Annotated in this window: 23 protein-coding genes; 12 read left to right on the top strand and 11 right to left on the bottom strand. The window is 73.5% G+C overall.

Annotation, left to right across the window (positions count from 1 at the left end; translation table 11 throughout):
• Positions 1–29: 29 nt before the first annotated feature.
• Positions 30–926, top strand: coding sequence for a S1 family peptidase (locus ACZ60W_RS02495; protein ID WP_469753470.1), 897 nt, complete (start codon positions 30–32; stop codon positions 924–926).
• Positions 927–1074: 148 nt separating this feature from the next.
• Positions 1075–3669, top strand: a complete 2595-nt coding sequence (gene adhE, locus ACZ60W_RS02490) for a bifunctional acetaldehyde-CoA/alcohol dehydrogenase (protein WP_469753469.1) — start codon at positions 1075–1077, stop codon at positions 3667–3669.
• A 54-nt stretch (positions 3670–3723) separates the two neighbouring features.
• On the opposite strand, the gene ACZ60W_RS02485 is transcribed toward adhE, so the two are convergent.
• Positions 3724–4764: an ABC-2 transporter permease gene (locus tag ACZ60W_RS02485; RefSeq protein WP_469753468.1), complete on the bottom strand. Its 1041-nt coding sequence runs from the start codon at positions 4762–4764 to the stop codon at positions 3724–3726.
• 151 nt (positions 4765–4915) lie between these two features.
• Here ACZ60W_RS02485 and ACZ60W_RS02480 point away from each other — a divergent pair, with 151 nt between their 5' ends.
• The 3 genes from ACZ60W_RS02480 to ACZ60W_RS02470 all read left to right on the top strand — a co-directional run bounded on the left by ACZ60W_RS02480 (position 4916) and on the right by ACZ60W_RS02470 (position 10430).
• Positions 4916–8398: a DNA polymerase III subunit alpha gene (locus ACZ60W_RS02480; protein WP_469753467.1), complete on the top strand. Its 3483-nt coding sequence runs from the start codon at positions 4916–4918 to the stop codon at positions 8396–8398.
• Positions 8395–9372, top strand: a complete 978-nt coding sequence (locus tag ACZ60W_RS02475) for a DNA polymerase Y family protein (RefSeq protein WP_469753466.1) — start codon at positions 8395–8397, stop codon at positions 9370–9372. Before ACZ60W_RS02480 ends, ACZ60W_RS02475 begins: the two co-directional genes overlap by 4 nt.
• Before the next feature lie 179 nt (positions 9373–9551).
• Positions 9552–10430 (top strand): esterase/lipase family protein, encoded by an 879-nt coding sequence (locus ACZ60W_RS02470; protein WP_469753465.1) that lies wholly within the window; start codon positions 9552–9554, stop codon positions 10428–10430.
• On the opposite strand, the gene ACZ60W_RS02465 is transcribed toward ACZ60W_RS02470, so the two are convergent.
• Entirely contained in the window at positions 10427–11440 is a 1014-nt protein-coding gene (locus ACZ60W_RS02465) for a lytic polysaccharide monooxygenase auxiliary activity family 9 protein (protein WP_469753464.1), read from the bottom strand. The two genes, ACZ60W_RS02470 and ACZ60W_RS02465, sit on opposite strands and share 4 nt — an antisense overlap.
• Before the next feature lie 145 nt (positions 11441–11585).
• Entirely contained in the window at positions 11586–12254 is a 669-nt protein-coding gene (locus tag ACZ60W_RS02460) for a response regulator (RefSeq protein WP_469753463.1), read from the bottom strand.
• 131 nt (positions 12255–12385) lie between these two features.
• Here ACZ60W_RS02460 and ACZ60W_RS02455 point away from each other — a divergent pair, with 131 nt between their 5' ends.
• From ACZ60W_RS02455 to ACZ60W_RS02440, 4 genes are all read left to right on the top strand, one after another.
• Positions 12386–13369, top strand: a complete 984-nt coding sequence (locus ACZ60W_RS02455; protein WP_469753462.1) for a Bug family tripartite tricarboxylate transporter substrate binding protein — start codon at positions 12386–12388, stop codon at positions 13367–13369.
• Positions 13366–13896 carry a tripartite tricarboxylate transporter TctB family protein gene (locus ACZ60W_RS02450; RefSeq protein WP_469753461.1) on the top strand — a complete coding sequence of 177 codons (531 nt, stop codon included), beginning with the start codon at positions 13366–13368 and terminating at the stop codon, positions 13894–13896. The genes ACZ60W_RS02455 and ACZ60W_RS02450 overlap by 4 nt, the downstream gene beginning before the upstream one ends.
• A 3-nt stretch (positions 13897–13899) precedes the next feature.
• Positions 13900–15396: a tripartite tricarboxylate transporter permease gene (locus tag ACZ60W_RS02445; protein WP_469753460.1), complete on the top strand. Its 1497-nt coding sequence runs from the start codon at positions 13900–13902 to the stop codon at positions 15394–15396.
• A gap of 121 nt (positions 15397–15517) precedes the next feature.
• Positions 15518–15940, top strand: a complete 423-nt coding sequence (locus tag ACZ60W_RS02440) for a DUF6299 family protein (protein ID WP_469753459.1) — start codon at positions 15518–15520, stop codon at positions 15938–15940.
• 13 nt (positions 15941–15953) lie between these two features.
• Here ACZ60W_RS02440 and ACZ60W_RS02435 read toward each other — a convergent pair whose 3' ends face one another.
• The gene (locus tag ACZ60W_RS02435; RefSeq protein ID WP_469753458.1) at positions 15954–16433 is read right to left on the bottom strand and encodes a ribonuclease FAU-1 family protein; all 480 of its coding nucleotides are present in this window, start codon (positions 16431–16433) and stop codon (positions 15954–15956) included.
• Positions 16414–17337 (bottom strand): GNAT family N-acetyltransferase, encoded by a 924-nt coding sequence (locus ACZ60W_RS02430; RefSeq protein WP_469753457.1) that lies wholly within the window; start codon positions 17335–17337, stop codon positions 16414–16416. Before ACZ60W_RS02430 ends, ACZ60W_RS02435 begins: the two co-directional genes overlap by 20 nt.
• 73 nt (positions 17338–17410) lie before the next feature.
• Between ACZ60W_RS02430 and ACZ60W_RS02425 the strand changes: the two genes are divergently transcribed.
• Entirely contained in the window at positions 17411–17806 is a 396-nt protein-coding gene (locus ACZ60W_RS02425; RefSeq protein ID WP_469753456.1) for a GntR family transcriptional regulator, read from the top strand.
• Here the strand turns inward: ACZ60W_RS02425 and ACZ60W_RS02420 are convergent.
• The 4 genes from ACZ60W_RS02420 to ACZ60W_RS02405 form a co-directional block, all read right to left on the bottom strand.
• Positions 17797–18915: a DUF5925 domain-containing protein gene (locus ACZ60W_RS02420; protein WP_469753495.1), complete on the bottom strand. Its 1119-nt coding sequence runs from the start codon at positions 18913–18915 to the stop codon at positions 17797–17799. The two genes, ACZ60W_RS02425 and ACZ60W_RS02420, sit on opposite strands and share 10 nt — an antisense overlap.
• 162 nt (positions 18916–19077) lie before the next feature.
• Positions 19078–19842 (bottom strand): polysaccharide deacetylase family protein, encoded by a 765-nt coding sequence (locus tag ACZ60W_RS02415; RefSeq protein WP_469753494.1) that lies wholly within the window; start codon positions 19840–19842, stop codon positions 19078–19080.
• 89 nt (positions 19843–19931) lie between these two features.
• Complete coding sequence (locus ACZ60W_RS02410; protein ID WP_469753455.1) at positions 19932–21056, bottom strand: glycosyltransferase family 2 protein; 1125 nt, start codon at positions 21054–21056, stop codon at positions 19932–19934.
• Positions 21053–21883 (bottom strand): glycosyltransferase family 2 protein, encoded by an 831-nt coding sequence (locus ACZ60W_RS02405; protein WP_469753454.1) that lies wholly within the window; start codon positions 21881–21883, stop codon positions 21053–21055. Before ACZ60W_RS02405 ends, ACZ60W_RS02410 begins: the two co-directional genes overlap by 4 nt.
• 630 nt (positions 21884–22513) lie before the next feature.
• On the opposite strand from ACZ60W_RS02405, the gene ACZ60W_RS02400 reads away from it, so the two are divergent.
• Positions 22514–23320, top strand: a complete 807-nt coding sequence (locus ACZ60W_RS02400) for an SGNH/GDSL hydrolase family protein (protein WP_469753453.1) — start codon at positions 22514–22516, stop codon at positions 23318–23320.
• On the opposite strand, the gene ACZ60W_RS02395 is transcribed toward ACZ60W_RS02400, so the two are convergent.
• The gene (locus ACZ60W_RS02395; protein ID WP_469753452.1) at positions 23304–24338 is read right to left on the bottom strand and encodes a protein kinase domain-containing protein; all 1035 of its coding nucleotides are present in this window, start codon (positions 24336–24338) and stop codon (positions 23304–23306) included. The genes ACZ60W_RS02400 and ACZ60W_RS02395 overlap by 17 nt on opposite strands.
• A gap of 312 nt (positions 24339–24650) precedes the next feature.
• Between ACZ60W_RS02395 and ACZ60W_RS02390 the strand changes: the two genes are divergently transcribed.
• Entirely contained in the window at positions 24651–24923 is a 273-nt protein-coding gene (locus ACZ60W_RS02390; protein WP_366303974.1) for a hypothetical protein, read from the top strand.
• A 314-nt stretch (positions 24924–25237) separates the two neighbouring features.
• Here ACZ60W_RS02390 and ACZ60W_RS02385 read toward each other — a convergent pair whose 3' ends face one another.
• Complete coding sequence (locus ACZ60W_RS02385; RefSeq protein WP_469753451.1) at positions 25238–26434, bottom strand: CaiB/BaiF CoA transferase family protein; 1197 nt, start codon at positions 26432–26434, stop codon at positions 25238–25240.
• Positions 26435–26517 lie beyond the last annotated feature (83 nt).

The raw sequence follows: 26517 nt of genomic DNA, 5'->3' as shown, positions 1-26517 counted from the left end.
CCCCCGATCCCCCTCGGGAGGAACGAGAAGTGAGGATCATGCGCACCACCCCCACGAGAACCGTCCGGATGCTCGCCGTCGCGGCCGGGCTCGCCGCCGCCGCGGCGCTGGCCGCACCCACCGCCCACGCCGACCCCACCGCCACGGGCGCCGTCGGCGCCGCCCGGCTCGCCGCCGTCGGCGACGCCGTCCTCGCCGCCGACGTGGCCGGCACCGCCTGGCGCGTCGACCCCGCGAGCGGCACCGTGGTCGTCACCGCCGACTCCACCGTCTCCCCGGCCGCGATCGCCCGGATCCGGAGCAGGGCCGGGGCCGACGCGGGGGCGCTGCGCATCGAGCGCACCCCCGGCAGGTTCAGCAAGCTGATCTCCGGCGGCGACGCGATCTACGCGACCAGCTGGCGCTGCTCGCTGGGCTTCAACGTCAGGGACGGCGCCGGGAACTACTACTTCCTCACCGCCGGCCACTGCACCGACGGCGCGGGCACCTGGTACTCCAACTCGTCCCGCACCACCGTGCTCGGCTCCACGGCCGGGTCGAGCTTCCCGACCAACGACTACGGCATCGTGCGCTACACCAACAGCTCCGTGACCAAGTCCGGAGCGGTCGGCAGCGTCGACATCACCGGCGCCGCCAACGCCACCGTCGGCATGTCCGTCACCCGGCGCGGCTCGACGACCGGCATCCACAGCGGCCGGGTGACCGGCCTCAACGCCACCGTGAACTACGGCGGCGGCGACGTCGTCTACGGCATGATCCAGACCAACGTCTGCGCCGAACCCGGCGACTCCGGCGGCCCGCTCTACTCGGGCAGCCGGGCGATCGGCCTGACCTCGGGCGGCAGCGGCAACTGCTCCTCCGGCGGCACGACCTTCTTCCAGCCCGTCACGGAGGCGCTGAGCGCCTATGGGGTGAGCGTGTACTGACGCGCCGCGAGGCCCGGACGTCCCTTTGTGAATCCCTTCACAAAGGGACTTCCGGCCTCTCCCTCAAGGCCCTTCTCCTGGTCTTTCCGCAGGTCATCGGGTGTCGAATGGAGGCATCGGACCAAGGGACCCGGAAGGAGTGCCTGTCATGGAGGCCAAGGAGATGGTGGACGGACTGGTGCGGGAGGCCCTCGGGGCGCTCGGCCGGTTCGAGACCTTCGACCAGGAACAGGTCGACCACATCGTCAAGAAGGCCGCGCTGGCCGCGCTGGGCGCGCACGGCGACCTGGCGAGGCTCGCCGTGGAGGAGACCGGCCGCGGCCTCTTCGAGGACAAGGCGGTGAAGAACCTCTTCGCCTGCGAACACGTCACCCACTCCATGGCCGGACTGAAGACCGCCGGAGTCGTCCGCCGCGACGAGGTGAGCGGCATCACCGAGATCGCCGAACCCGTCGGCGTCGTCTGCGCGATGACCCCGGTCACGAACCCCACCTCGACCACCATCTTCAAGGCCCTCATCGCCCTCAAGACCCGCAACCCGATCGTCTTCGCCTTCCACCCCTCCGCCCAGAACTGCTCGGCCGAGGCCGCCCGGACCGTCCGCGACGCCGCCGTCGCCGCCGGCGCGCCCGAGGGGTGCGTGCAGTGGATCGAGGAGCCCTCCCTGGAGGCCACCGGCCTCCTGATGCGTCACCCGGGCGTCTCCACCATCCTCGCCACCGGCGGGAACGCGATGGTCGAGGCCGCCTACTCCTGCGGCAAGCCCGCCCTCGGCGTGGGCGCCGGAAACGTCCCGGCGTACGTCACCAGGAGCGCCAGGCTCGCCCGCGCCGTCCACGACATCGTGCTCTCCAAGTGCTTCGACAACGGCATGATCTGCGCCTCCGAACAGGCCGTCGTCCTCGACACGGAGATCTACGAGGAGGGCATCACCGAGTTCGAGCGGCTCGGCGCCCATGTCGTCACCGCCGCCGAGAAGACCAAGCTGGAGGAGTACGTCTTCGGCACCACCGCGTACTCCACCGACTGCGCGGGCGCCCGGCTCAACGCCGACGTGGTCGGGAAATCCGCGCACTGGATCGCCGCGCAGGCCGGCTTCGAGGTCCCCGAGGGCACCTCCGTCCTGCTCGCCGAATGCGCCGAGGTGGGCGAGGACGAACCGCTCACCCGCGAGAAGCTCTCCCCGGTCCTGGCCGTCCTCCGGGCCGGCTCCACCGAGCACGGTCTCGAACTCTCCGCCCGCATGGTCGAGTTCCACGGCCTCGGCCACAGCGCGGCCGTCCACACCGAGGACGAGGAGCTCGCCGAGGAGTTCGGCCGCCGGGTCAAGGCGATCCGGGTCATCGTCAACGCGCCCTCCACCTTCGGCGGCATCGGCGACGTCTACAACTCCTTCCTCCCCTCGCTGACCCTCGGCTGCGGCTCGTACGGCCGCAACTCCGTCTCGGGCAACGTCACCGCCGTCGACCTGGTCAACATCAAGCGGATCGGCCGCCGCACCGTCAACACGCAGTGGTACAAGGTGCCGCCGAAGATCTACTTCGAGCGCAACGCCATCCGGTACCTCGGCGAGATGGAGGACGTCCACCGGGTCACGATCGTCACCGACCGGACCATGGGCGACCTCGGCTTCGTCGCCAAGGTCACCGACATCCTGAACGGCCGCCCGGAGCCCGTCGTCCTCCAGGTCCTCGACTCCGTCGAGCCCAACCCGGAGCTCGCCACCGTCCGGGCCGGCGCCGCCGCCATGCGGGACTTCCGGCCGGACACGATCATCGCCCTCGGCGGCGGCTCCCCGATGGACGCGGCGAAGATCATGTGGCTGATGTACGAACGGCCCGAGGTCGAGTTCGCGGACGCCAGGGAGAAGTTCTTCGACATCCGCAAGCGCGCCTACCGGTTCCCCGCGCTCGGCCGGAAGGCGAAGCTGGTCGCGATCCCGACCACCTCGGGCACCGGCAGCGAGGTCACCCCCTTCGCGGTCATCTCCGACCCCGAGGCCGCGCAGAAGTACCCGCTCGCCGACTACGCGCTCACCCCGGACGTCGCCATCGTCGACCCGCTGCTGCCGCTGCACCTCCCGGCCACGGTCACCGCCGACTCCGGCTTCGACGCGCTGACCCACGCCACCGAGGCGTACGTCTCGGCCTACGCCAACGACTTCACCGACGGACAGTGCCTCCAGGCGATCAGGCTGATCTTCGAGAACCTGGAGACCTGTGTGACGCGGGGCGCGCGGGCGCCCGAGGCCCGCGAGCGGATGCACAACGCCTCCACCATCGCCGGCATGGCCTTCGCCAACGCCTTCCTCGGCCTGGTCCACGCCATGGCCCACACCCTCGGCAACACCTTCCACGTCGCCCACGGCCGCACGAACGCGCTGCTCCTCCCGCACGTGATCCGCCACAACGGCACCGTCACCCACAAGGCCGTGCCGTGGCCGAAGGCCGAGGTCTACCGGGCCCCGGAGCGGTTCCAGGAGATCGCCCGGACGCTCGGCCTGCCGGCCGCGACCCCGGCCGAGGGCGTGGAGTCCTACGCCCGCGCGGTCGAGGAGCTCCGCTCCCGGTGCGGCATCCCGGCCTCGTTCCGGGAGGAGGGCGTCGACGAGGCGGCCTTCCTGGCGGCACTGCCGCAGCAGGCGATGAACGCCTACGCCGACCAGTGCGCCCCCGCCAACCCGCGGATGCCGATGATCGACGAGATGAAGGAACTGATGGCCCGGGCCTACTACGGAGCCTAGGCCGGCAGAAGGCCCCCGCCGGGACGGCGGGGGCCTTCTGCCGGCCGGGTGGTCCTACGGGCGGACCTCGCCCACCTCCGCGGCGATCGGCTCCTCCTTCGGGTGCCGCTTCACCGAGGAGAGCACCAGGGTGACGGCCGAGCCGACGATCGCCCAGACCGACAGGATCACCATCGAGGCGGTCATGTCGTTGCCCTTGAAGTACGCGATGGAGCGGGCCGCCCAGGTGCCCGCGCCCGGTGGCAGGTACGGGCCGATCGCCCGCCAGAACGGCGGCAGCATCGGCAGCGGGAAGGCGCCGCCCGCGCTGGGGTTGCCGGCGATCACGATGAGCAGGATCGCCAGGCCGATGCCGACGATCCCGAAGACGGACTGCAGGGCGAGGGTGGCGGCGCCGACGGCGAAGACCACCAGGGCGCCCAGGCCCCACAGGGCCGCGACGCTGCCGGGCAGGGCGCCGAGGACGGGGCCGACGATGATCGCGCCGCCGAGTCCGCCGAGCACCGCGTAGAGCGCGAGCACCCCGAGCCGGATGATCGCCCGCTCCCGGTTGGCGGGCCGCGAGCCCGCGCTGATCGCCAGGATCGCGGCGCAGATGTAGCCGCCGACGCACCAGCCGATGACCAGGTAGAAGGCCGAGAGCCCGTTGAAGTCCTGGGAGGAGGAGGGGGCCAGGTCGACGGTCCTGACGAGGCGCTGGTTGGCCGCCTCCAGCTTCGTGATCATCGCCTCCAGGGTCGCCGAGAGCACCTTGCCGCCGCCGGAGGCGACGAGCAGGGTGTCGGTGCGGCCCCGGGGGTCGACGATCAGGGCCCCGTCGATCTCCCGGTTCATGATCTGGTCGCGGGCCTCGGCCTCGTCCGGGACCACGTGCGGGTCGAGGGGGTCGCCGGGCAGCGTCTCCAGCCGGTCGTTCAGCGCCGTGGCGACCTGCTGCTGGGGGGCGGCCACGCCGAAGGGGACGTCCACGGGTTTCGGATTGTGCAGGGCCCCGACGTACGAGGTGATGAACAGGAGCTGGAGGGCGAAGACCCCGGCCACCAGCAGGGCGGCCCGTGGGGTGACGGCGCTTTTCAGTTCATCGACGAGACTCATGCCCCCCAGGCTCCGGGGAGGGCGGTGTTTCCGCAGGTGGGGCAAGCCCGAACGGGTTATCGTACGAATGTTCGAAAATAAGCTAGGCTGGGACTCCGGGGGTGAGAACGTACGTACGAATTCGACGCGGAGTACGGGAGGTGCGCCAGCCATGCCGGGATTCACGCACCTGCAGGCCGCCTCGGGCTTCTCCCTCCGCTACGGAGCCTCCCACCCCGAACGGCTGGCCGCCCGCGCCGCCGAGCGGGGCATGGACGCGCTCGCCCTGACCGACCGCGACACCCTCGCCGGCACGGTCCGCTTCGCGAAGGCGTGCGCGAAGGAGGGCGTCCGCCCGCTGTTCGGCGTGGACCTCGCGTACGCGCTCCCCGAACCCCCCGGACCCGCCGTCGACCGCGGCTCCGCCCGGCGGGTCCCCGTCCGCGGCGGGGCCTTCGTCGACGAGTCCGCGCCCCGCGCCGTCTTCCTCGCCCGCTCCCGCACCGGCTGGACCTCGCTCTGCGCGATGATCACCGCCGCCCACGCCGGGGAGGGGGAGCGCCCCCTGCTGCCCTGGGCGGCCCTGCGCGACGACGGCGTGTCCGTCCTGCTCGGCCCCGACTCCGACGTCGGCCGCGCCCTCGCCGCGGGCCGCCCCGACCGGGCCGCCCGGCTGCTCGCCCCCTGGCGGGAGCGGTACGGCGAGGCGCTGTGCCTGGCGGCCGTCCACCACGGGCGCCCCGGTGCCGGGTCCGGCTCCCTGCGGCTCGCCGCCCGTACCGTCGGCTTCGCAGCCGAGCAGGGGGTCCGGCCCGTCCTCACCAACGCCGTCCGCTACGCCGACCCCGGCCAGGGGCCGGTCGCCGACGTCCTCGACTCCGCCCGCCGGCTCGTCCCCGTCGACCCCCGCAGGGAACTCGACAGCGGCGAGGCGTGGCTCAAGGGGCTCGAAGGGACCCGCGGCGCCCACGGGGCCGCGGACACCGACGGCATGCTGGCCGCCGCCGAGCGGATCGTCGAGGCCGCGGGCTTCCGCCGCGACGCCGCCCACCGGCTGCTCGACCGGACCGCCGCCGTCGCCGCCGCCTGCCTGGTCGACCCCGAGGACGACCTCGGCATCGGCTCCGCGCACTTCCCCGAACCGCACCTCGTCGGCGCCGAACACCGCACCGCCCAGCGCGTCCTCGCCTCCCGCGCCGCCGCCGGCATGGTCCTGAAGGGGTACGGGAACCGGCGCGCCTACTGGGACCGGATGCACCGCGAGCTGGACGTCATCGCCCACCACGGCTTCGCCACCTACTTCCTGACGGTCGCCCAGGTCGTCGACGACGTCCGGTCCATGGGCGTCCGGGTCGCCGCCCGGGGCTCCGGCGCGGGCTCCCTCGTCAACCACCTCCTCGGCATCGCCCACGCCGACCCGGTGGAGCACGGACTGCTGATGGAACGGTTCCTCTCCAAGCGCCGCACCGCCCTCCCCGACATCGACGTCGACGTCGAGTCCGCCCGTCGCCTGGAGGTCTACCGGGCGATCATCGACCGCTTCGGCACCGCGCGGGTCGCCACCGTCGCCATGCCCGAGACCTACCGCGTCCGCCACGCCGTACGGGACGTGGGCGCGGCCCTCTCCATGGACCCGGCCGAGATCGACCGGATCGCCAAGGCGTTCCCGCACATCCGCGCCCGGGACGCGCTCGCCGCCCTCGACGAACTGCCCGAGCTGCGCGAGCTCGCGGGGGAGACCCGCCGGGACGAGGAGCGGTACGGCAGGTTCTGGGAGCTGGTCGAGGCGCTCGACGCGCTGCCCCGCGGCACCGCCATGCACCCCTGCGGGGTGCTCCTGTCGGACGGCTCCCTGCTCACCCGTACCCCCGTGGTCCCCACCAGCGGCGAGGGGTTCCCCATGTCCCAGTTCGACAAGGAGGACGTGGAGGACCTCGGGCTGCTCAAGCTCGACGTCCTCGGGGTGCGGATGCAGTCCGCGATGGCCCACGCCGTCGCCGAGGTCGAGCGGGCCACGGGCGGACGCGTGGACATCGACGCGATCCCGGACGGCGACCCCGAGACGTACCGGCTCATCCGCTCCACGGAGACCCTCGGCTGCTTCCAGATCGAGTCCCCGGGCCAGCGCGACCTGGTCGGCCGGCTCCAGCCCGCGACCTTCCACGACCTCGTCGTCGACATCTCCCTCTTCCGCCCCGGCCCGGTCGCCGCCGACATGGTCCGCCCCTTCATCGAGGCCCGGCACGGGCGTGCCCCCGTCCGCTACCCGCACCCCGACCTGGAGGAGGCGCTGAAGGAGACGTACGGCGTGGTCGTCTTCCACGAGCAGATCATCGAGATCGTCCGGATCATCACCGGCTGCGGCCGCGACGAGGCCGACCAGGTGCGGCGCGGGCTCTCGGACCCCGAGTCGCAGGGCCGGATCAAGGTCTGGTTCGGACGGCTCGCCGCGCTGCGCGGCTACGACGCCGACACCGTCGCCCGCACCTGGGAGATCGTCGCCGCCTTCGGCTCGTACGGCTTCTGCAAGGCGCACGCGGTCGCCTTCGCCGTGCCGACCTACCAGTCCGCCTGGCTCAAGGCGCACCACCCGGCCGCCTTCTACGCCGGGCTGCTCACCCACGACCCCGGCATGTACCCCAAGCGGCTGCTGCTCGCGGACGCGCGGCGGCGCGGGGTGCCGGTGCTCCCGCTCGACGTGAACCGGTCGGCGGTCGCCCATCGGATCGAACTGGTGTCCGACGAGCCTCCGGTCTGGGGACTCCGGCTCGGCCTGACCGACGTCCACGGCATCAGCGAGGCCGAGAGCGGCCGCATCGAGGCCGGACAGCCCTACGCCTCCCTGCTCGACTTCTGGGAACGGGCCCGCCCGCGCACCCCCGTCGCCGAACGCCTCGCCCAGGTCGGCGCCCTGGACGCCTTCGGCGCCAACCGCCGCGACCTCCTGCTCCACCTCGCCGAACTCCGGCGCGTCCAGCGCGGCGCCGCCTCCCACGGCGGCCAACTGCCCTTCGCCCAGGGCGGGAAGACCGCCCCCATCGGCCTGCCCGACCTCGACGAGAGCGAACGCCTCAGCGCCGAACTCGGCGTCCTCGGCATGGACGCCTCCCGCCACCTCATGGACGACCACCACGCCTTCCTCCGCGAACTCGGCGTCGTCACCGCCCGACGGCTGCGCGACACCCCCCACGGCCGGACCGTCCTCGTCGCCGGCGCCAAGGCCGCCACCCAGACCCCGCCCATCCGCTCCGGCAAGCGCGTCATCTTCAGCACCCTCGACGACGGCACCGGCCTGGTCGACCTCGCCTTCTTCGACGACGCCCACGCCGCGTGCGCCCACACCGTCTTCCACTCCTGGCTGCTCCTGGTCCGGGGCGTGGTGCAGCGGCGCGGCCCGCGCAGCCTCAGCGTCGTCGGCTCCGCCGCCTGGAACCTCGCCGAACTGGCCGAACTCCGGGCCACCGGCGGCCTCGAAGCGGTGGGGGAGCGGCTCGCCGAGACGCCGCCCGCCGCCGAGAGCACCGACGACGGCCGGCGCATCACCCTGCCCACCGGCTACGAGATGAACCCCTGGGCCGACCTCCGGCCCGCCGGGGAGGGCGCCGCCACCCCGGCGCGCAGACTCTGGCACAGCAGCCCCGGGAGCGCGGGATGATCCTCTGCGTACGATTCCGCCTCGACACCCCCTCCTCCCCGGGCGGAGGGACCGAGGTCATGCTGCCCCGGCTGGTGGACCTGCTCGGCGCGTTCACCCCCGTCGTCGAGGCGACCCCGCCCGACACCCTGCTCGCCGACATGGGCGGCGCCCTGCGCTACTTCGGCCGCGGCCCCGCCGAACTCGCCGCGGTGATCCGGGTCAGGGCGCTCGCCCTCCACGGCGTCGACTGCGTCATCGGCGCCGGACCCAACCCGATGCTCGCCCGGATGGCGGCCCGCGACGCCCGGCCCGGCGTCACCCTGGTCGTCGACGACCCGGCGGCCTTCCTGCGCGACCGGCCGGTCGTCGCCCTCGACGGCGTCGGCCGCGCCACCGCCCGTACCCTCTGCGGCTACGGCCTCGACTCCGCGGGCCGCGTCGCGGACGCCCCGCTCGCCGTCCTCCAGCGGCTCGTCGGCGCGAAGGCCGGCCGCGACCTGTGGGAACGGGCCCGGGGCATCGACCGCACCCCCGTCGTCCCGAACGCCGCCGCCCGCTCGGCCGCGGCCGAGCGCTCCTTCCCGCACGACGAGACCGACCGGGACGCGCACCGCAGGGCGCTCCTCTCCCTCGCCACCGAGCTCGGCGCCCGGCTGCGGACGGAACGCCAGGTGTGCCGCTCGCTCGCGGTCACCGTGCGCTACGCCGACCGCACCACGACGACCCGGAGCCGCGCCCTGCCCGAACCGACCGCGCACACCGCCGCGCTCACCGCCCTCGCGTACGCCGTCCACGACTCCCTCGGCCTCCAGCGGGCCCGTGTCCGGGGCATCGCGCTGCGCGCCGAGGGCCTCACGGACGCCGAGGGCTCCGCCCACCAGCTCTCCCTCGACCCCGCGGACGAGAAGGCCCGGCGGATCGAGGCGGTCGCCGACCTGGCCCGGGCGAAGTTCGGCCCGCGGGCGGTCCTCCCGGGTTCCCTCGCGGCCTGATCATGCTCCCGCGGGCGCGCCGTGACGACACCTCACTTTTTACCGACGCGTAACTTCCCAGTCGTGGCTACCGGTGCGTAGCTTGGCTGAAGCGCCCCCCATGGCGCATCCCCACTTGTGGTCCGGACCGCAGGGCACAGCACCCCCACCATCCCCTTGAGCCGCAAGGAGATCGCCCGATGCTGCCCCCGAAGTCCTGGAAGCGCGCCGTCAGAGCGCTGTCCGTCCTGCTGCTGACCGCCGCCGCCACCCTCGCCCCCAGCGCCGCCGCCTCCGCCCAGGAGCAGAGCGCCGCGTCCAGCCGTGGCTGGAACGACTTCTCCTGCAAGCCCTCCGCCGCCCACCCGAGGCCCGTCGTCCTCGTCCACGGCACCTTCGGCAACTCCGTCGACAACTGGCTCGTTCTCGCGCCCTACCTCGTGAACCGGGGCTACTGCGTCTTCTCGCTCGACTACGGCCAGCTGCCGAACGTGCCCCTCTTCCACGGGCTCGGCCCCATCGCCGCCTCCGCCGGCCAGCTCGACGCCTACGTCGACCGGGTCCTCGCCGCCACCGGCGCCCCCAAGGCCGACCTCGTCGGACACTCCCAGGGCGGCATGATGCCCCGCTGGTACCTCAAGTTCCTCGGCGGGGCCGAGAAGGTGAACGCGCTCGTCGGGATCGCCCCCGACAACCACGGCACCACCCTCCTCGGCCTCACCAAGCTCCTGCCGTACTTCCCCGGGGCCGAGGACCTGATCAGCTCCGCGACCCCCGGCCTCGCCGACCAGATCGCCGGCTCGGCCTTCATCACCAAGCTCAACGAGGGCGGCGACACCGTGCCCGGCGTCCGCTACCACGTCATCGCGAGCCAGTACGACGAGGTCGTCACGCCGTGGCGCTCGCAGTTCCTGAGCGGCCCGAACGTCACCAACGTCCTCATCCAGGACAAGTGCGCCCTCGACCTCTCCGAGCACGTGGCCATCGGCACCGTGGACCGGGTCGCCTTCCACGAGGTCGCCAACGCCCTCGACCCGGCCCACGCCACCCCGACGACCTGCCTCTCGGTCGTCGGCTAGACGCGGTTGCGGCGCCGCCGGGTCGTCGAGAACAGCAGGGTCGCACCCAGCGCGAGCCCGGCGGCGCCGCCGATCGCGACGAACGGGGTGGCGGAGTCGCCACCGGTCTCCGCCAGCTCCGTGCCCGTCTCCCCACCGGAGGCGGGCACCGGCGCGTTGCCCGCCGCGCCGCCGGAGGACGCGCCGCCCGCGGACGCACCGGACGAGGGCGCGGAGGGCGCCGGGGCCGACGCCGTCGACCCGTGCCCGCCGTGCTGCACGGTGGACTTGTCCTCGCCGTCCTCGATCTGCTCCTCGGTCGGGGCGGTGGCGGTCGGGGCGGTGGGCGCGGAGGCGGTCGGGGCGGGGTCCTTCGGCCCCGGGGCCGTACCGCCGCCGTCCTTCCCGAACACCACGTCGGAGCACGTGTAGAACGCCTCGGGGGAGTCCGACCGCTGCCACACCGAGTAGATCAGATGACGGCCCGACTTCTTCGGCACCGTCCCCTGGAAGACGTAGTCACCGTTCTGCATCCCGGGGTCCGTCACCGTCACGAACGGCTTCTCCTCCAGGTCCGACCACTTCAGCGGCTTCGCCGGGTCGTACCCGTCCTTCGTCACGTACAGCGCGAACGACCCCTTGTGCGGCGCCGTCCCCTTGTAGCGGAAGGTGTGGGAGCCGGAGCTCATCGTGCTGGCCGGCCAGTCGGCCCGCGCCAGGTCCAGCCCCCGGTACTTCTCGTTCCCCGCGCTGCACAGCTTCCCGTCCTTGATCAACTGACGGTGGTTCCCCGCCGCGTTCGCGATGTTCACCCCGTTCCAGTCGTAGAACGCCTGCGTCCCGCTCGCCGCCACCGCCGCCTTGCACGCCGCCGACTTCGGCGCCTCCGGCCCCTCCGCGTAACAGGCCGCCACCCGGCTCACCGGATCCGTCATCGACCCGTGCGCATACGCGCTCCCGGACATCAGCCCGGCCAGCGTCAGTCCTGCGGTGGTGGTGGCGACGGCCACGGCCGTACGGCGAGAAGTCATGGGGGGACAGCTCCTTCACGAGGGTCTGTGGGGGGTGAACGCCCCGCACGCTAGCCCCCGCCACCCACCGAAAACCCCTCGAAGAAGGGGATGCGGCGATCCTTAGGACCGCTTTAAGGCGGGGGTAAGCACCGCCTGAGGAAGCTCATCCCAGGCGGCGGTAGCGGCGTTCCGGGCGGCCCGTGCCGCCGTAGCGGAGGGTGACTTCGGCGCGGCCGGTGGCGGCGAAGTACTCGAGGTAGCGGCGGGCGCTGACGCGGGAGAGGGCGCCGGCCTGGGCGCACTCGGTGGCGGAGAGGCCCTCGGGGTGGGCGCGCAGGACGGAGTCGACGAGTTCGGCGGTGGGGGCGGCGAGGCCCTTGGGGAGGTCGCGGGAGCCGCGGGGACGGGTGCCGAAGATCTGGTCGACGTCCTCCTGGCGGGCCTCGTCGAGGTCGTCGAGGCGGGTGCGCAGGGAGGCGACGTGGCGCAGCTGCTCGTGGAGCGCGCTCTGGCTGAAGGGCTTGATCAGGTAGTGCAGGGCGCCCGCGCGCAGCGCCGAGCGGATCGTGGCGGCGTCCCGGGCCGCCGTGATGAAGAGGGCGTCCACCGCGTGGCCGGCGGCCCGCAGGTCGCGCAGCACCTGGACGCCGTCCATGTCGGGCAGGAAGACGTCGAGGAGGACGAGGTCGGGCCGGAGCCGCTCGGCCGCGCCGAGGGCCTCGGCGCCGCTGTGCGCGACCCCGGACACCCGGAACCCCGGCACCGCCGACACATAGCGGCAGTGCAGCCGGGCGACCATGAAGTCGTCGTCCACCACCAGCACGTTCGTCACGCCGACACGGTAGGTCCCGACCACAAGGACCACAACGTCCGTTGATTGCGGAAGAGAGACAGCTTCTTCACGTACCGGCAACATGTGGGCCACCTCACACCCCCCATCCCTCCAGCCGAGAGGCGGCTCACGTGCGGTTGCGCACCCCCTTCGCCCTCCTCGGGGCGGCTCTGCTCGTCCTGGTGGTCCCGCCGCTGCTCACCCCCGGCAGCGGCGCGGACACCGGCACGCGGATACCCGGCCTGCGCGTCATGGTCCCCAACACCCCCGGCGGCGGTTACGACATCACCGCCCGGACGGCGGCGAAGAACGCCGAGGAGGCGGACCTCACCGGCGACATCGAGGTCTTCAACCTGCCCGGCGCGGGCGGGACCGTCGGACTCACCCGGCTCGTCGGCGAGCGCGGCAACGGCCGGCTCGCGATGTCCATGGGTCTCGGCGTCGTCGGCGCCGTCCACACCAACAAGACGCCCAGGACCCTCGCCGACACCACCCCGATCGCCCGGCTCACCGAGGAGCAGGACATCGTCGTGGTCGGCAAGGACTCCCCGTACCGGACGGTCGACCAGCTGCTCGCCGCCTGGCGGAAGGACCCCGGCAAGCTGCCCGTCGGCGGCGGCTCCTCGCCCGGCGGCCCCGACCACCTGGCCCCGATGCTGATGGCGCAGGCCGCCGGGATCGCCCCCGCCGACGTCAACTACGTGCCCTTCGACGGCGGCGGCGAGCTCCTCGCCTCCATCCTCGGCGACAAGGTCGCCTTCGGCGTCTCCGGCGTCGGCGAGTACCTCGACCAGATCAAGGCCGGCGAGCTGCGCCTGCTCGCCGTCACGGGACCGAAGCGCGTCCCCGGCCTCGACGCCCCCACCCTCCGCGAGGCGGGCCTGGACACCGAGTTCACCAACTGGCGCGGCATCGTCGCCCCGCCCGGCCTCGCCGACGCCGAGCGCGACAAGCTCGTCGGCCTGGTGACCGAGCTGCACGACTCCCCGCAGTGGCGCGCGTCGCTGAAGACCCACGGCTGGGACGACGCCTTCCTGCCCGGCGAGGAGTTCGGCGCCTTCCTCGCCGAGCAGGACCGTCGGGTCGGATCCGTCCTGAAGGAGCTGGGCCTGTGACCACCGCACCCGTGGACACCGGGAAGAAGGACCTCGCCGCCTGGTGGCGCGAGCGTTCCGAACTCGGCGTCGGCGTCCTCCTCTTCCTCCTCGGCGTCCTCGTCCTCACCGACGCGGTCACCCTCGACGCCGACGTCACCGGCCGCGGCCCGGTCGGCCCGGCCACCGTCCCCCTCGTCGTCGGCTGCGGTCTGCTCGCCGTCGCCGTCCTGCTGGCCGTCGACGTCCTGCGCGGCGGCCGGGGCGAGGCCGAGAGCGGCGAGGACGTCGACCTGTCCGAGCCCGCCGACTGGCGCACGGTCCTGCTCCTCGCCGGCGTCTTCCTCGCGTTCGCCGTCCTCATCGGCCCCGTCGGCTTCCCGGTCGCCGGCGCCCTCCTCTTCTGGGGCGCGGCCCACGCCCTCGGCAGCCGCCGTGTCCACCGCGACCCGCTGATCGCGGCCGGCCTGTCGCTGCTCACCTACGTCGTCTTCGACAAGCTGCTCGGCGTCCCGCTGCCCGGCGGCCCGCTGATGGGAGTGATCTGACCCGTGGATTCCCTCACCTCCCTGATCGACGGCTTCGGGACCGCGCTCACCCCGATGAACCTGCTGTGGGCCGCGATCGGCGTGCTCCTCGGCACGGCCATCGGCGTGCTGCCCGGCATCGGCCCCGCCATGGCCGTCGCCCTGCTCCTGCCGGTGACGTACGGCCTGGAACCGACGGGCGCGTTCATCATGTTCGCCGGCATCTACTACGGCGCCATGTTCGGCGGCTCCACCACCTCGATCCTGCTCAACACCCCGGGCGAGAGCGCCGCCGTCGTGGCCGCCCTCGAGGGCCATCCCATGGCGAAGGAGGGGCGGGGCGCGCAGGCGCTCGCCGCCGCCGCCGTCGGCCACTTCGCCGGCGGCATGATCGGCACGGTCCTGCTCGTCGTCCTGGCCCCGACGGTCGCCGCGCTCGCCGTCGACATCGGCGCCCCGGACTACCTCGCGCTGATGGTCCTCGCCTTCATCGCGGTGACCTCGGTCCTGGGCTCCTCCCGCATCCGCGGCCTCGCCTCGCTCCTGATCGGCCTGACGATCGGCCTGGTCGGTCTCGATCAGATGACCGGGCAGCAGCGCCTCACCTTCGGTTCGCTCCAGCTCGCCGACGGCGTCGACGTCGTCATCGTCGCGGTCGGCCTCTTCGCCATCGGCGAGGCCCTCTGGGTCGCCGCGCACCTGCGCCGCACGGCGGGGGAGGCCATTCCGGTCGGCCGCCCCTGGCTGGGCAGGGACGACGTCCGGAGGACCTGGAAGTCCTGGCTGCGCGGGCCCCTGATCGGCTTCCCGTTCGGCGCGATCCCGGCCGGCGGCGCGGAGATCCCGACCTTCCTGTCGTACGTGACGGAGAAGCGGCTCTCGAAGCACGGGGAGCAGTTCGGCAGGGGCGCCATCGAGGGCGTCGCCGGGCCCGAGTCGGCGGCCTCGGCCTCGGCGGCCGGGACGCTCGTCTCGATGCTCACCCTGGGCCTGCCGACGACGGCCGTCGCCGCGGTGATGCTGGCCGCGTTCCAGCAGTACGGCATCCAGCCCGGACCGCTGCTCTTCGAGCGGGAACCGGAGCTGGTCTGGGGTCTGATCGCCTCGCTGTTCGTCGGCATGGTGCTGCTGCTGGCGCTCAACCTGCCGCTCGCGCCCGTCTGGGCCAAGCTGCTGCGCATCCCGCGCCCGTACCTGTACGCCGGGATCCTCTTCTTCGCCGCCGTCGGCGCGTACGCGGTGGGCGGGGAGGCACTCGACCTGGTCATCCTGCTCGTCATCGGCCTGATCGGCCTGGGGATGCGGCGCTACGGCCTGCCGGTGCTGCCGGCCGTCATCGGGGTGATCCTCGGCCCGGCCGCCGAGCAGCAGCTCCGGCGCGCCCTGCAGATCAGCGACGGGTCGCTGACGGGACTGGTGAACACGCCGTTCTCGGTCACGGTCTACGCGGTCGTCGCGATCCTGCTGGCCTGGCCGCTGCTGAAGCGGGCGACCGGTCGGCGCGCGCCGCTCCGACCGTAGGACGGTATGCGCGGGGCGGGGGTCAACTCGCCGCCGATGGAGTGAGTTTCGGTCAGTCGGCGGCTTGATCCGGTATCCCTGGCGGGCAGCACCATCCCCCACTCCGAAAGGACCCCGCGTCATGCGCGTCCGCCTCGTCCTCGCCGCCGGCCTGCTGGCCGCCGTCACCGCCGCCACGGCCCCCCTCGCGCACGCGAGGGAGGCCGACGGCGTGACCGTCGACGCCGTCGGCGTCGTCGCCTCCGACAGCACGGTGACCCTCTCCGGCACCTACCGCTGTCTCGACGACAGCGCCGGCCCCGTCTTCGTCGGCTCCACCCTCGTCCAGGGGGACCGGCGCGCCGGGATCGGCGGCACCCGGGCCGTCTGCGACGGCCGCGTCCACACCTGGGTCAACGACGCCGTCGTGAAGGACGCCGCCTACCAGCCGGGCGCGGCCCGCGTCCGGGCCACGCTCATGCAGCTCACGACCGGTGAGACGGGCCTGCCGACCCCGGGCTTCCTCGCCACCCGGGAGTCCGACGTCGCCCTCCACGAGGGCTGAGCCCGGACGCCTCCTACCGCAGCAGGTCGATCAGGCCCTCGCGGCCGAGGACTTCGAGCTCGTCGAGGGTCACGACCGCGCGGGCCGCCGCCTCCGGGTCGGAGGAGGCGAGGCCGCCGGCGGCGAACTCGTCCTCGTCCAGCCGCAGCACCTCGCTGCCGTCCGCCGACACCCACAGGTCGAGGTCGAGGTCCTCGACCACCACCCCGGAGCCGTCGATCACGGCCGGCCGGGTGATGTCGCAGTACCAGCCCTTCAGGACGCCGTCGGCGGACCACACCTCCTTGACCGTGAACCAGCGGTCGCTCCAGTAGTGCTCCACGAAGACGTCGCCCGGCTCGAAGCGCACGAAGCCGAAGTCCCGCACCCCTTCGGCCGCCCACGGGGCGCGCACCGAGAGCCGGGCGCCCTCCTCGACGAGGACCTCGGCCGGGTAGCGGATCTTCGTCCGTCCGGCCTTCGTGAGGGTCACCTCAACCGATCGTCCGGACATGCCGCACCTCCGTCGCGCCGATCTCGTAGCCGAACCACTCGTTGATCGCCAGCATCGGGCCGTTGCCCGCGTCGTTCCCGGTGAACGCCTCCGTACAGCCCGCGGCGCGGGCCCGGTGCAGGGACGTGTTCTTGGCGAGCTTGGCCAGTCCGCGGCCGCGGAAGGCGGGGGAGGTCCCCGTCATGCCGGAGGAGTACCGGCCGAGCCCGTCCGTGTGGGCCGCGCTGAACGCCGCGGGCACCCCGTCGACCACCACGACGGTCGTCAGCGCCCGGTCCAGATGGGGGTGTTCCCAGGTGGTCTTCCGCCAGTGCGCGTAGTCGGCGAGCTCGGCCCCGACGTCGCCCGGCTCGTCCGCCGTCGTCACCGCGTCCAGCTCGAACAGCGGCCGGGGGTCGTCCGCGAAGTCCTCCGCGGTGAGCACCCGGACACCGGCCGGCGGGGCCTGGAGCTCCGGCAGTCCGGCCGTCGTCAGGTCCAGCCGGAGGAAGTGCGCGGACCGGCTCGGCGCGTAGCCGCGGCGCTCGGCCCAGGCGCGGTTCCCCGGCGCGTCGAGGACCCAGCTGTACACGGTGTGCGCGCCCCGCCCGGCGAGGTACTCCTCGGCGGTGCGCAGCAGCAGCGATCCGGCGCCGCGGCCCAGGCGGGCGGGGTCCACGTACACGTTCGCGTAGCCGATGCCGGGCTCCGGGGCGTCGTGGGCGATCCCCACCTGCGCGGTCCCGACGATCCCGTCCTCGTCGGTCACGGCGACGAGCGGGCGGTAGTGGCTCTCCGGATGGGCGTGCGCCCAGTCGAAGCGCAGCTGCTCGGCCGTAGCGAGCATGAAGGGGAGCGCGGACCGGCGGACCCGGGCGAATGCCGCCGCGTCCTCGGCCGTCGCGTCACGGACGATCACAGTCATGTCCCCGCACGCTACGGGTGCGGGGACGCAGCCGCCTCCCCTTTTCCGGCGGGGTGGGGGCAGAATCGGCGGGGTGACACTCACCATCGCCGTGGACCACGAATCCACCACCGCTCCGTACGAACAGCTGCGTGCCCAGATCTCGGAGCGGGCCCGGTCGGGCAGACTTCCGGTCGGCTACAAGCTGCCGACGGTGCGCGGGCTCGCGGAGCAGCTGGGCCTCGCCGCGAACACGGTCGCGAAGGCGTACAAGGCACTGGAGGCGGACGGGGTCATCGAGACCCGCGGCCGTCACGGCACCTTCGTCGCGGCCGCCGGCGACGCCGCCACCCGCAGGGCCGCCACCGCCGCCGCCCGGTACGCCGAGGAGACCCGCCGCCTCGGGCTCAGCCGCGAGGCCGCGGAGGCGGCGATGAGCGAGGCCCTGCGCGCGGCGTACGACAGCCAGCCGGAGGCGCCCTACAAGTAGAGGCCCGCCCCCGCCGTGCGGGGTTCCGGGAGTTCCGCCGGGGGCGTGCCGCGGCGCAGGGCGAACAGCTCCGCCAGCGTCGCGCCCTCGCGCGGCACGTCCTCCTCGCGGCCGAGCCACGCCACCGACTCCGCCCGGGTCAGCGGACCGACCTCGATCCGGGCCAGGCAGCGGCCCGGACGGACGACGGCCGGGTGGAGCCGCTCCAGGTCCTCGTTGGTGGTGACGCCGACCAGGACGTTGCGCCCCTGCCCGAGGAGACCGTCCGTCAGGTTGAGCAGCCGGGACAGGGCCTGCCCCGCCGTGTGCTTCGCCTCACCGCGGATCAGCTCGTCGCAGTCCTCCAGGAGCAGGAGCCGCCAGCGTCCCTTCGCCGTGCCCTCGTCCTCGCCGATCGCGATGTCCATCAGATAGCCGACGTCGTTGAAGAGGCGCTCCGGGTCGAGGACGCAGTCCACCTGGCACCAGTCCCGCCACGACCGGGCGAGGGTCCGCAGCGCCGACGTCTTGCCCGTGCCGGGCGGACCGTGCAGCAGCAGGAGCCGGCCGGCGATGGAGTCCGGCGTCACCTTCATGAGCCGGTCCATCGACTCGGCCACCGGCGCCGAGTAGTGCGGCCGGACCTCGTCCCAGGTCCCGGCGCTGATCTGGCGGGTGGTCCGGTGCGGTCCGCGCCGGGGCGACACGTACCAGAACCCCATCGTCACGTTCTCGGGCTGCGGCTCGGGCTCGTCCTTCGCGCCGTCGGTGGCCTCCTTCAGGATCCGCTCCGCCAGTTCGGCGTCGGCGGCCGTCACGGTGACGTCGGCGCCCCGGTTCCAGCGGGACACCAGCAGCGTCCAGCCCTCGCCCTCGGCGAGCAGCGCGCTGCGGTCGTCGTCCTTCGCGGCGCGCAGCACCCGCGCGCCCGCGGGGAGGAGCGTCGCCTCCGCCTTGACCCGGTCCACGGTCGTGCTGTGCGAGTGGGGCTGCTCGCCGGTCGCGAAGCGGCCGAGGAACAGCGCGTCGACGACGTCCGACGGCGAGTCGCTGTCGTCGAGGTTGAGGCGGATCGGGAGCGAACGCTGCGGCTCGGACGGTTCCGGTGGAGTGTCAGCCATGGCGCCCATGATCCGGCAACCGGGCATTCCGTGCACCGTGTTTTGAACGGGACGATCTCCGGCGGTGCCCACGGGCCGGCGTGCCGGATCGGGGCCGGACCCGGCGCCGCCACCCGTGACCTCGGCGTCGGGCCCGCCGGCCCGCCGGCGACCGATCCGGCGGGCTCGGCGTCAGATCCCGTGGCCCCGCAGCGCGCCCCGGGCGCGCCGCACCAGCGCGTACCCCTTCGTCATCACCCGGTCGGCGGCGAAGTTCCGCGCGATGCCCCGTCCCTCCACGAGCCGGGTGAACTCCCCGATGCCGGTGGACCGGCGCACGGTCACCCGCTCCAGGGCGTACGGTCCCTGGGAGCGGCAGGCCAGCGCGTTGCCGACGGCGAGCGCCTGGGCGAAGCCGGCCTCGCGGACCGCCCGGCGGACCCGGCGGCTGGAGTAGCCGTAGGGGTAGGCGAAGGAGGCGGGGGCGGTGCCGAGTTCCTCGCCGACGATCTCGTGGCAGCGCAGCGCCTCGAAGCGCAGCCGCCGCGCGTCGAGCTGGTCGAGCTGCGGATGGGTGTGGCTGTGGCCGCCGATCTCCGTGCCCGCGTCGGCGAGTTCGCGCACCTGCCCCCAGTCCAGCATGGTGTCGAGCGCGCCGCCCGTGTCGTGCCGGCCCCGCAGCCAGCCGGTGGAGACGAAGACGGTGCTCGCGAAGGAGTGCGCGGCGAGCACGGGCAGGGCGTGCCGGTGCACCCCCTCGTAGCCGTCGTCGAAGGTGACGAGGAGCGGCCGGGCGGGGAGCGTTCCGCCGGTGCGCCAGGCCGCCGCGAGCGCCGCGGTGGTCAGCGGCGTGAACCCGCGCTCGGCCACCACGTCCATCTGCGCCGCGAACGCCTCCGGGGTGACCGAGAGACCCAGGGTGGCGGGTGCCGGATCCCGGGCGACGGCGTGGTACATGAGGATCGGCACCGGCACGCGCGCGGCCTCCCCGCGGAGTTCGCCCCCGGGTTCGGCCCGGCGGTCGGCTCCGCGGGTTCCGGTCGCGGTCATGACGCCGCCCCCTCCGCCGCGCGGCCGTCGGGCGCCGTGTCCCCGGCCCCCGCCGTACGGCCCCGGGGGACGCCGGCCCCCGCCGTACGGCCCTGGGGGACGCCGGTGGACGGCGGGACCGCGGCGCGTTCGATCGGCCCCCACGCGAACGTGGTGCCGCCGCGCCGGGCACGCAGCCGGCCCAGCGCGTAGCCGCCGGCGGCGAGGCTCACGCCGGTGACGATGGCGCCGGCGCGCCCGGCCCCGCCGGAGCGGCCGCGGAGCGCGTCGCGCAGGCCGCGGAGCACTCCGGCGGGCAGGACCCGGGTGGTGTAGCGGCGTTCGGACTCCAGGCCCTTCTGCGCGCCGACACTGACCGCGACCAGGGCCTTGGAGAGGCCTTCGGCGTAGACGCGGGTGCGGAAGTAGGCGAACCGCTCGCGGGCGGCGGGCACCTTGTGGTGGATGACCGCCCGGTCGTCGATGAGCAGGACCGCGCCCGGGAGCGCGGTGGAGAGCCGGATGCAGAGCTCGGTCTCCTCGCAGCCCAGGGGCCGCCGGTCGCCGTCGCGCCCGATGCCGGTGGCGAAGCCGCCCGCCGCGTCGAAGGCGGTGCGGCGGAAGGAGGCGTTGCCGCCGAGCACGTTGCGCACCGGGACGCGGCCCGGGGGAAGGCCGCGGTAGGTGCAGCCGACGACCCAGTCGAACTCCTCCGGGAACCAGGCGGGCCGGCGGCCGGAGGCCCAGGCGGGCAGCGTGCGGCCGCCGACGGCCATCACCCGCGGGTCGTCGTAGCCGCCGGCGAAGTGGTGGAGCCAGTCCCGCTCGGCGACGGCGTCGTCGTCGAGGAAGGCGACGAGGTCGCCGCGGGCGGCGGCGATCCCGGTGTTGCGGCCGGCGGAGAGGCCGCGGGGTCCCGCGTTGGCGAGCACCCGCACCTCTCCCCGGAGCCGCTCGTCCGCGTACTCCTCGGTGAGCCGGGAGAGCAGCCGCTCGTTGTGGTCGACCACGAGCAGCGTCTCCAGCGCGGGCAGCGACTGGTTCCGGACGGAGCCGACCGCGGCGAGGATGTCCTCCCAGCGGTCCTCCGTGTAGACGCAGATCACCACCGAGAAGTCGGACGGGGACGTGCGGTCGTTCAAGACGTCTCTCCCCGCGGGACGCCGGCGGAGAACGGGGCGGGCCGGCGGCGGGCCGCCTTGGCGACGGCCTTCTCCTTCAGGATCACCTTCAGGACCCGGATGCCGTCGCGCACGGCGTTGAGGTTGCTGACGCCGTGGATGCGGTTGTACTCGTGGCTCGGCACCTCCTGCACCTTGAGACCGGCCTTGACGACCCGGATGTTGATGAGCGTCTCGATCTCGAATCCGGTGCAGTCCAGGGTGATCTTGTCGAGGCAGTGGCGCCAGAAGGCGTTGTATCCGTAGCAGAGATCGGTGTAACGGGCGCCGAACTTGCGGTTGACGAGCGTGCAGAGCGCCCAGTTGCCGAGGCGTCGGATGGTCGTCATGTCGTCGGTGCCGCCGCCGTTGGCGAAGCGGGAACCCTTGGCGAAATCGGCCCCGCCGACGAGGGCGGAGACGTAGGAGACGATCTCCTGGCCGTCGGCCGAGCCGTCCGCGTCGACCATGACGATGATGTCGCCGGTGCAGGCGGCGAATCCGCTGATCAGCGCATCGCCCTTGCCCTTGCCGACCTGCTTCACGACCTTGACGTCCGGCCGGAGTTCCCGTGCGACGTCGACCGTGGCGTCGGAGGAGTTTCCGTCGACGAGGACAACTTCGTGGATCCATTCCGGCAGCGTCTTGAAGACGTACGGAAGATTTTCCGCCTCGTTCATCGCGGGAATGACGACGCTCACCGGTGGGGTGATCGCCAGATGCGAGGTGATGGCCCGGTATTGGGCGGCTATTCGACTCGGCTCGGTCGTATCGTGGCCCGTGGTGGATGGGCGCAGGAACGAGCTCATGGTTCTGCTTTCCCTCTCGTCCGGTGGGCCGCCCACCCCTTGGGCGACCCGGTGATGTGTCCGGTTCGAAAGGGGGGTTCCCGCCCGCCCGCACGGAATCGATCCCTTCACGGGACCAGCGAGTTGGCATGACCGGCCGCGCGGTACCCGCGACCCGGCGCGCGTTCGCACACCGAGCACGGCACCCCCCTACCGCGCCCCGCACCTGTGTCGCGAGGCGAGTGCCCTCCCCAGGGCAGCCTTGCGGACGGATAGGTGCGGGTGAGATGTACGACGGTATTGATGAAGGGGACTGTATGGCAAGTCCCGCCTCTGTGGCCCCACTTTCCACAGTTTCATGAAGCTTCGGGATCGGATCTGCAAGCTCCCTGATCGGATTCGATCATTCGCCCCGCAAGGAGAGAACGCCGAGGTGGGGCGGCACTCCTGTGCATTGTTGTGCGAATCTGTCGCGCTCTCGATCGGCCATGTAGTGGGAGCGGAAGTTCCGGTTCCTGGAGTGGCCTGAAATCGACGGTCGCTGACGGAGGGTCGGGGGCCGTTCGGCTCCAGTTTTGACATGAACACTTCCGGTGCGGCAGATCCGATGCTACTACCTGGTAGCGCAGAGATCCTGCTACAGGAGGTCCCATGAGACTGTCCAGATTCACCGCGCTCTCGTCCTCGCTCCTGCTCGGTGCCGTCCTCGCCCTCACCGGGGCGAGCGCCGCACAGGCCGCCGAAACCGCGGCCCTCGACTACGTGGCGCTGGGAGACTCGTACTCCTCGGGCGTCGGCGCCGGGAGTTACGACGGCGCAAGCGGCGACTGCAAGCGCTCCACGAAGGCGTACCCGGTGCTGTGGAAGAACGCGAACGCCCCCTCCTCGTTCGCCTTCACCGCCTGCTCGGGCGCCCGAACGGGTGATGTGACCGCCAATCAGCTCGGACCCCTCTCGACCGCCACCGACCTGGTGTCGATCACGATCGGGGGAAATGACGCCGGTTTCGCCGACGTCATGACGACCTGTGTGCTGCAGTCCGAGGCGACCTGCGTCAGCCGGGTGAATCAGGCCAAGAGCTACGTGGACACCACGCTTCCGGGCAAACTCGACGCCGTCTACGACGCGATCCGGGGCAAGGCTCCCTCCGCCCGTGTCGTCGTCCTCGGCTATCCGCGCTTCTACCAGCTGAACGGCAGCTGCATCGCCGGCCTCAGCGAGGGCGAGCGCAGGGCCATCAACGGCGCCTCCGACTACCTCAACGCCGCCGTCGCCAAGCGCGCGGCCGACCACGGCTTCGCCTTCGCCAGCGTCGTCCCGGCCTTCACCGGCCACGAGATCTGCTCCGGCTCCGCCTGGCTGCACAGCGTCAACTGGCTCAACATCGGCGAGTCGTACCACCCGACCGCCGCCGGCCAGTCGGGCGGCTACCTGCCGTCCTTCAGGAACGCGGTGTAGCCCCGTCCCCGTCCGCGTCCGTGACGCCGGGCCCGGCCGGGGCGGTGCTCGACACCCCGCCCGGCGCGGGCCCGGCCCCCGGCCCGTCGTCCCGCAGCGCGTGATACGTCAGCGCCCCCGCGATCAGCAGCGCCCCGACGACCCCGGCCACCAGGACGGGGACCCGGCGGGGCGCACCCGCGCCGGCCCGCCGCGACCGACGGCCGGAGCCGCCCGCCACCCCGGCCGCGGGCGCGGCTCCCGGCCCGCGCCCCGGACCGCCCTCCGCGGCGGCGCGCGGCGGACCGTCGCCGCTCGCACCCCTCTCACCGCTCTCCGTCCGCAAGGGGGCCGCCGTTCCGCCGGCCAGCCGGCGCAGCTCCTCCTCGACGCGCTCGGCCGCCCCGGGGGCGTCCGGGCCGTCGTCCCGCAGCCGGTCGATCAGGGCGCCCAGGGGGCCGCTTCCGCCGCCCGCCGCCGTGTCGAGCAGCTCCCCGAGGGAGCGCAGGTCGTCGGCAGGGCCCGGCGCCCGGACCGGTGCGGTGTCCTGGGGGCCGGGGGAGTCGGGGTCGGCGCCGAACCCCGTGACGACCACGCGTCCGTCGTTGCCCAGCAGGACGTGGTCCGGGGTCGGTCCGCGGTGGGTGACGCCCGCCTCCCGGGCCGCCCGCAGCGCGCCGAGGACCTCGGCGCCGACCCGTGCGGCCTCGCGCGGGGGCAGGGGGCCGTCCGCGTCGAGGGTCTCGGCGAGGCTGAGGCCGCGGACCAGCTCCATGACGACCCAGGGGCGGCCGTCGTCGGTGGCGACGCCGTGGACCCGCACCACGGCCGGGTGGGAGAGCCGTGCCGCGGCGCGTGCCTCGCGCTCGCGGCGGGCGTACAGGAGGGGGAGGTCGTCGGGCGGGACGCCGTCCGGGAGCCGCAGCTCCTTGAGGGCCACCTCGTGGCGGCTCGTCTCGTCCAGGGCGCGCCAGACGGTGCCCGTAGCCCCCTCGGCGAGGACGTCCAGAAGCCGGTAACGACCCGCGATCACCGTCATGGATCCACGGTAGCCCGAGGGGTGCCGTCCTGCCCCCGGCCGGTCGGCGCGAGAGGCGTGACGATCTTGGTGTCGGAGATCACACCGGTCTCCGTGTCCGTACAGGGGCGACCGGAGTGCAGGATGGTTCGTGACGGTTCGGCAGCTGTTCGAGTGCTGTCCAACTCGCCCTGGAATCAGATGGATTCGCACGGTGACCGTCAACCCCCGTACGGGTGCGGTGAATCCCGTCGGCGGGATACACGCGTGTGATGCTGGGGCGATAGGGTTAACCTGCCCGGGCCGGGTGCCCTTGTACGGGTGGGGAGTGACATGGAACAGATAGCAATGCGCAGCAGGCCGCGAGTGCCTGCCATCACCTGCGGGAGCAGCGCGACGAGTTCGCGCCTCGACCGCCATCTCGCGGTGCTCGGCGGCCCCGCCGTGCCCCAGCGCGAGGTGGCCGAGGCGACGCTGCTGATGCGGGAACTGACGTCGCGCACGCGAGAGCCCGCGGTGCACAGCCACCGCAGCCGCAGCGCGCGCGTCTCGCTCTTCGCGCCGCTCCGCCGACTGCGCCGCTCGCTCTTCGGCGCGCGCCACTAGGGGGCGTCTCGCCGATCGTGCCGGGCTCGCTGATCCGGCCTGATCGACACGACACCCCCGCATTCACCCCCGGGCCTCCGGCAAGGCCCGGACCACGACTCCGCCGGACGTGTCCCCGCCCGTCCGGCGTTCAGTCGTGTCCGGAGCACCCGCGCGACACGCCCGCCCGCGCCCGGCCCGCACGGCGGCGCGTCCGTCACCGCGCGTCCACCCGTCCGGAGGTCGCGCCCTCCGTCCGTGCGGGCCGCGCGGGACCCTCCCGTCCGTGACGGGCCCCCGGCTCCCCGCCCGCGGGGCCCGTGTCCTGCGCCCCGTCAGGCGATGACCCCGGCGTCCCGCAGCTCCTTGAGTTCGCCCTCGGTCACGCCGAGACCGGCGAGGACGGCGTCCGTGTCCTGTCCGTGGGCCGGGATGCGGTCCATGCGCGGTTCCGGGGCGTCCGGGAAGACGATCGGGGGCAGCAGCGAACGCAGCGGCCCGACGGGGGACTCCACGTCCCGCCAGCGGTCGCGGGCCGTGAGCTGGGGGTGTTCCGCGAGCTCCGCGACCGAGTTGAGGCGGGCGCAGGCGATCCCCGCCGCGTCGAGCCGGGCCAGCGCCTCGGCGGTCGTCAGCGGGGCCAGCGCCTCGGCGACCGCGGCGTCCGTCGCCGCGCGCCCGGCCACCCGCGCCGTGTTGGTGGCGAACGCGGGATCGTCGGCGAGACCGGGCCGGCCGAGGACCTGTCCGGCGAGCCGCCGCCACTCGCGGTCGTTCTGGACGGAGAGCAGCACCAGGCCGCCGTCGGACGTCGGATAGGCGTCGTAGGGGGCGATGACCGCGTGCGCGAGCCCCGTTCGCGCCGGGGCGGCGCTTCCGTGCGCCCCGTGGTGCAGGGGATGCCCCATCCACTCGGCCAGCGAGTCGAGCAGGGAGACCTCCACCGGGCCGCCCCGGCCGGTCGTGCCGCGCCGGACCAGGGCGGCGAGGACGCCCGAGAAGGCGTACATCCCGGCGGCGATGTCGGCGGCCGGGATGCCGGACTTGACGGGCCGTTCCGGGGTGCCGGTCACCGACACCAGACCGGCCTCGCACTGGACGAGCATGTCGTACGCCCGCCGGTGCGCGTACGGTCCCGTCGCCCCGTACCCCGAGACGTCCACGGCGATCAGCCGCGGATGGGCGGCGCACAGGGCGGCGGCGTCGAGACCGAGGCGCGCCGCCGCCCCCTGCGCGAGGTTCTGCACGAACACGTCGGCGTCGGCCACCAGGCGTCGCACGAGGGCGAGGCCCCTCGGGTCCTTGAGGTCGACCGCCACGGACTCCTTGCCCCGGTTGCACCACACGAAGTGGGAGGCGAGGCCGCGGGCCGCGGTGTCGTACCCCCGCGCGAAGTCGCCCCCGTCGGGGCGCTCGACCTTGACGACGCGCGCGCCGAGGTCGGCGAGCTGCCGGGTGGCGAAGGGGGCGGCGACGGCCTGCTCGACGGCGACGACCGTGATCCCGGCGAGCGGGAGTGGCTGGGTGCTCATGGAAGCCCTGCCTACCCTGCCCGGCCTCCCCTGTCACCAGGGCGTGCGTCACGCGGGGCCGGGCTCGGCCGCGGGTGTGGCGG

It is taken from the genome of Streptomyces sp. NPDC104202 (assembly GCF_055584185.1).
Note: the sequence above shows the minus strand (reverse complement) of the source record. Positions and strands in the feature narration are given on the sequence as shown.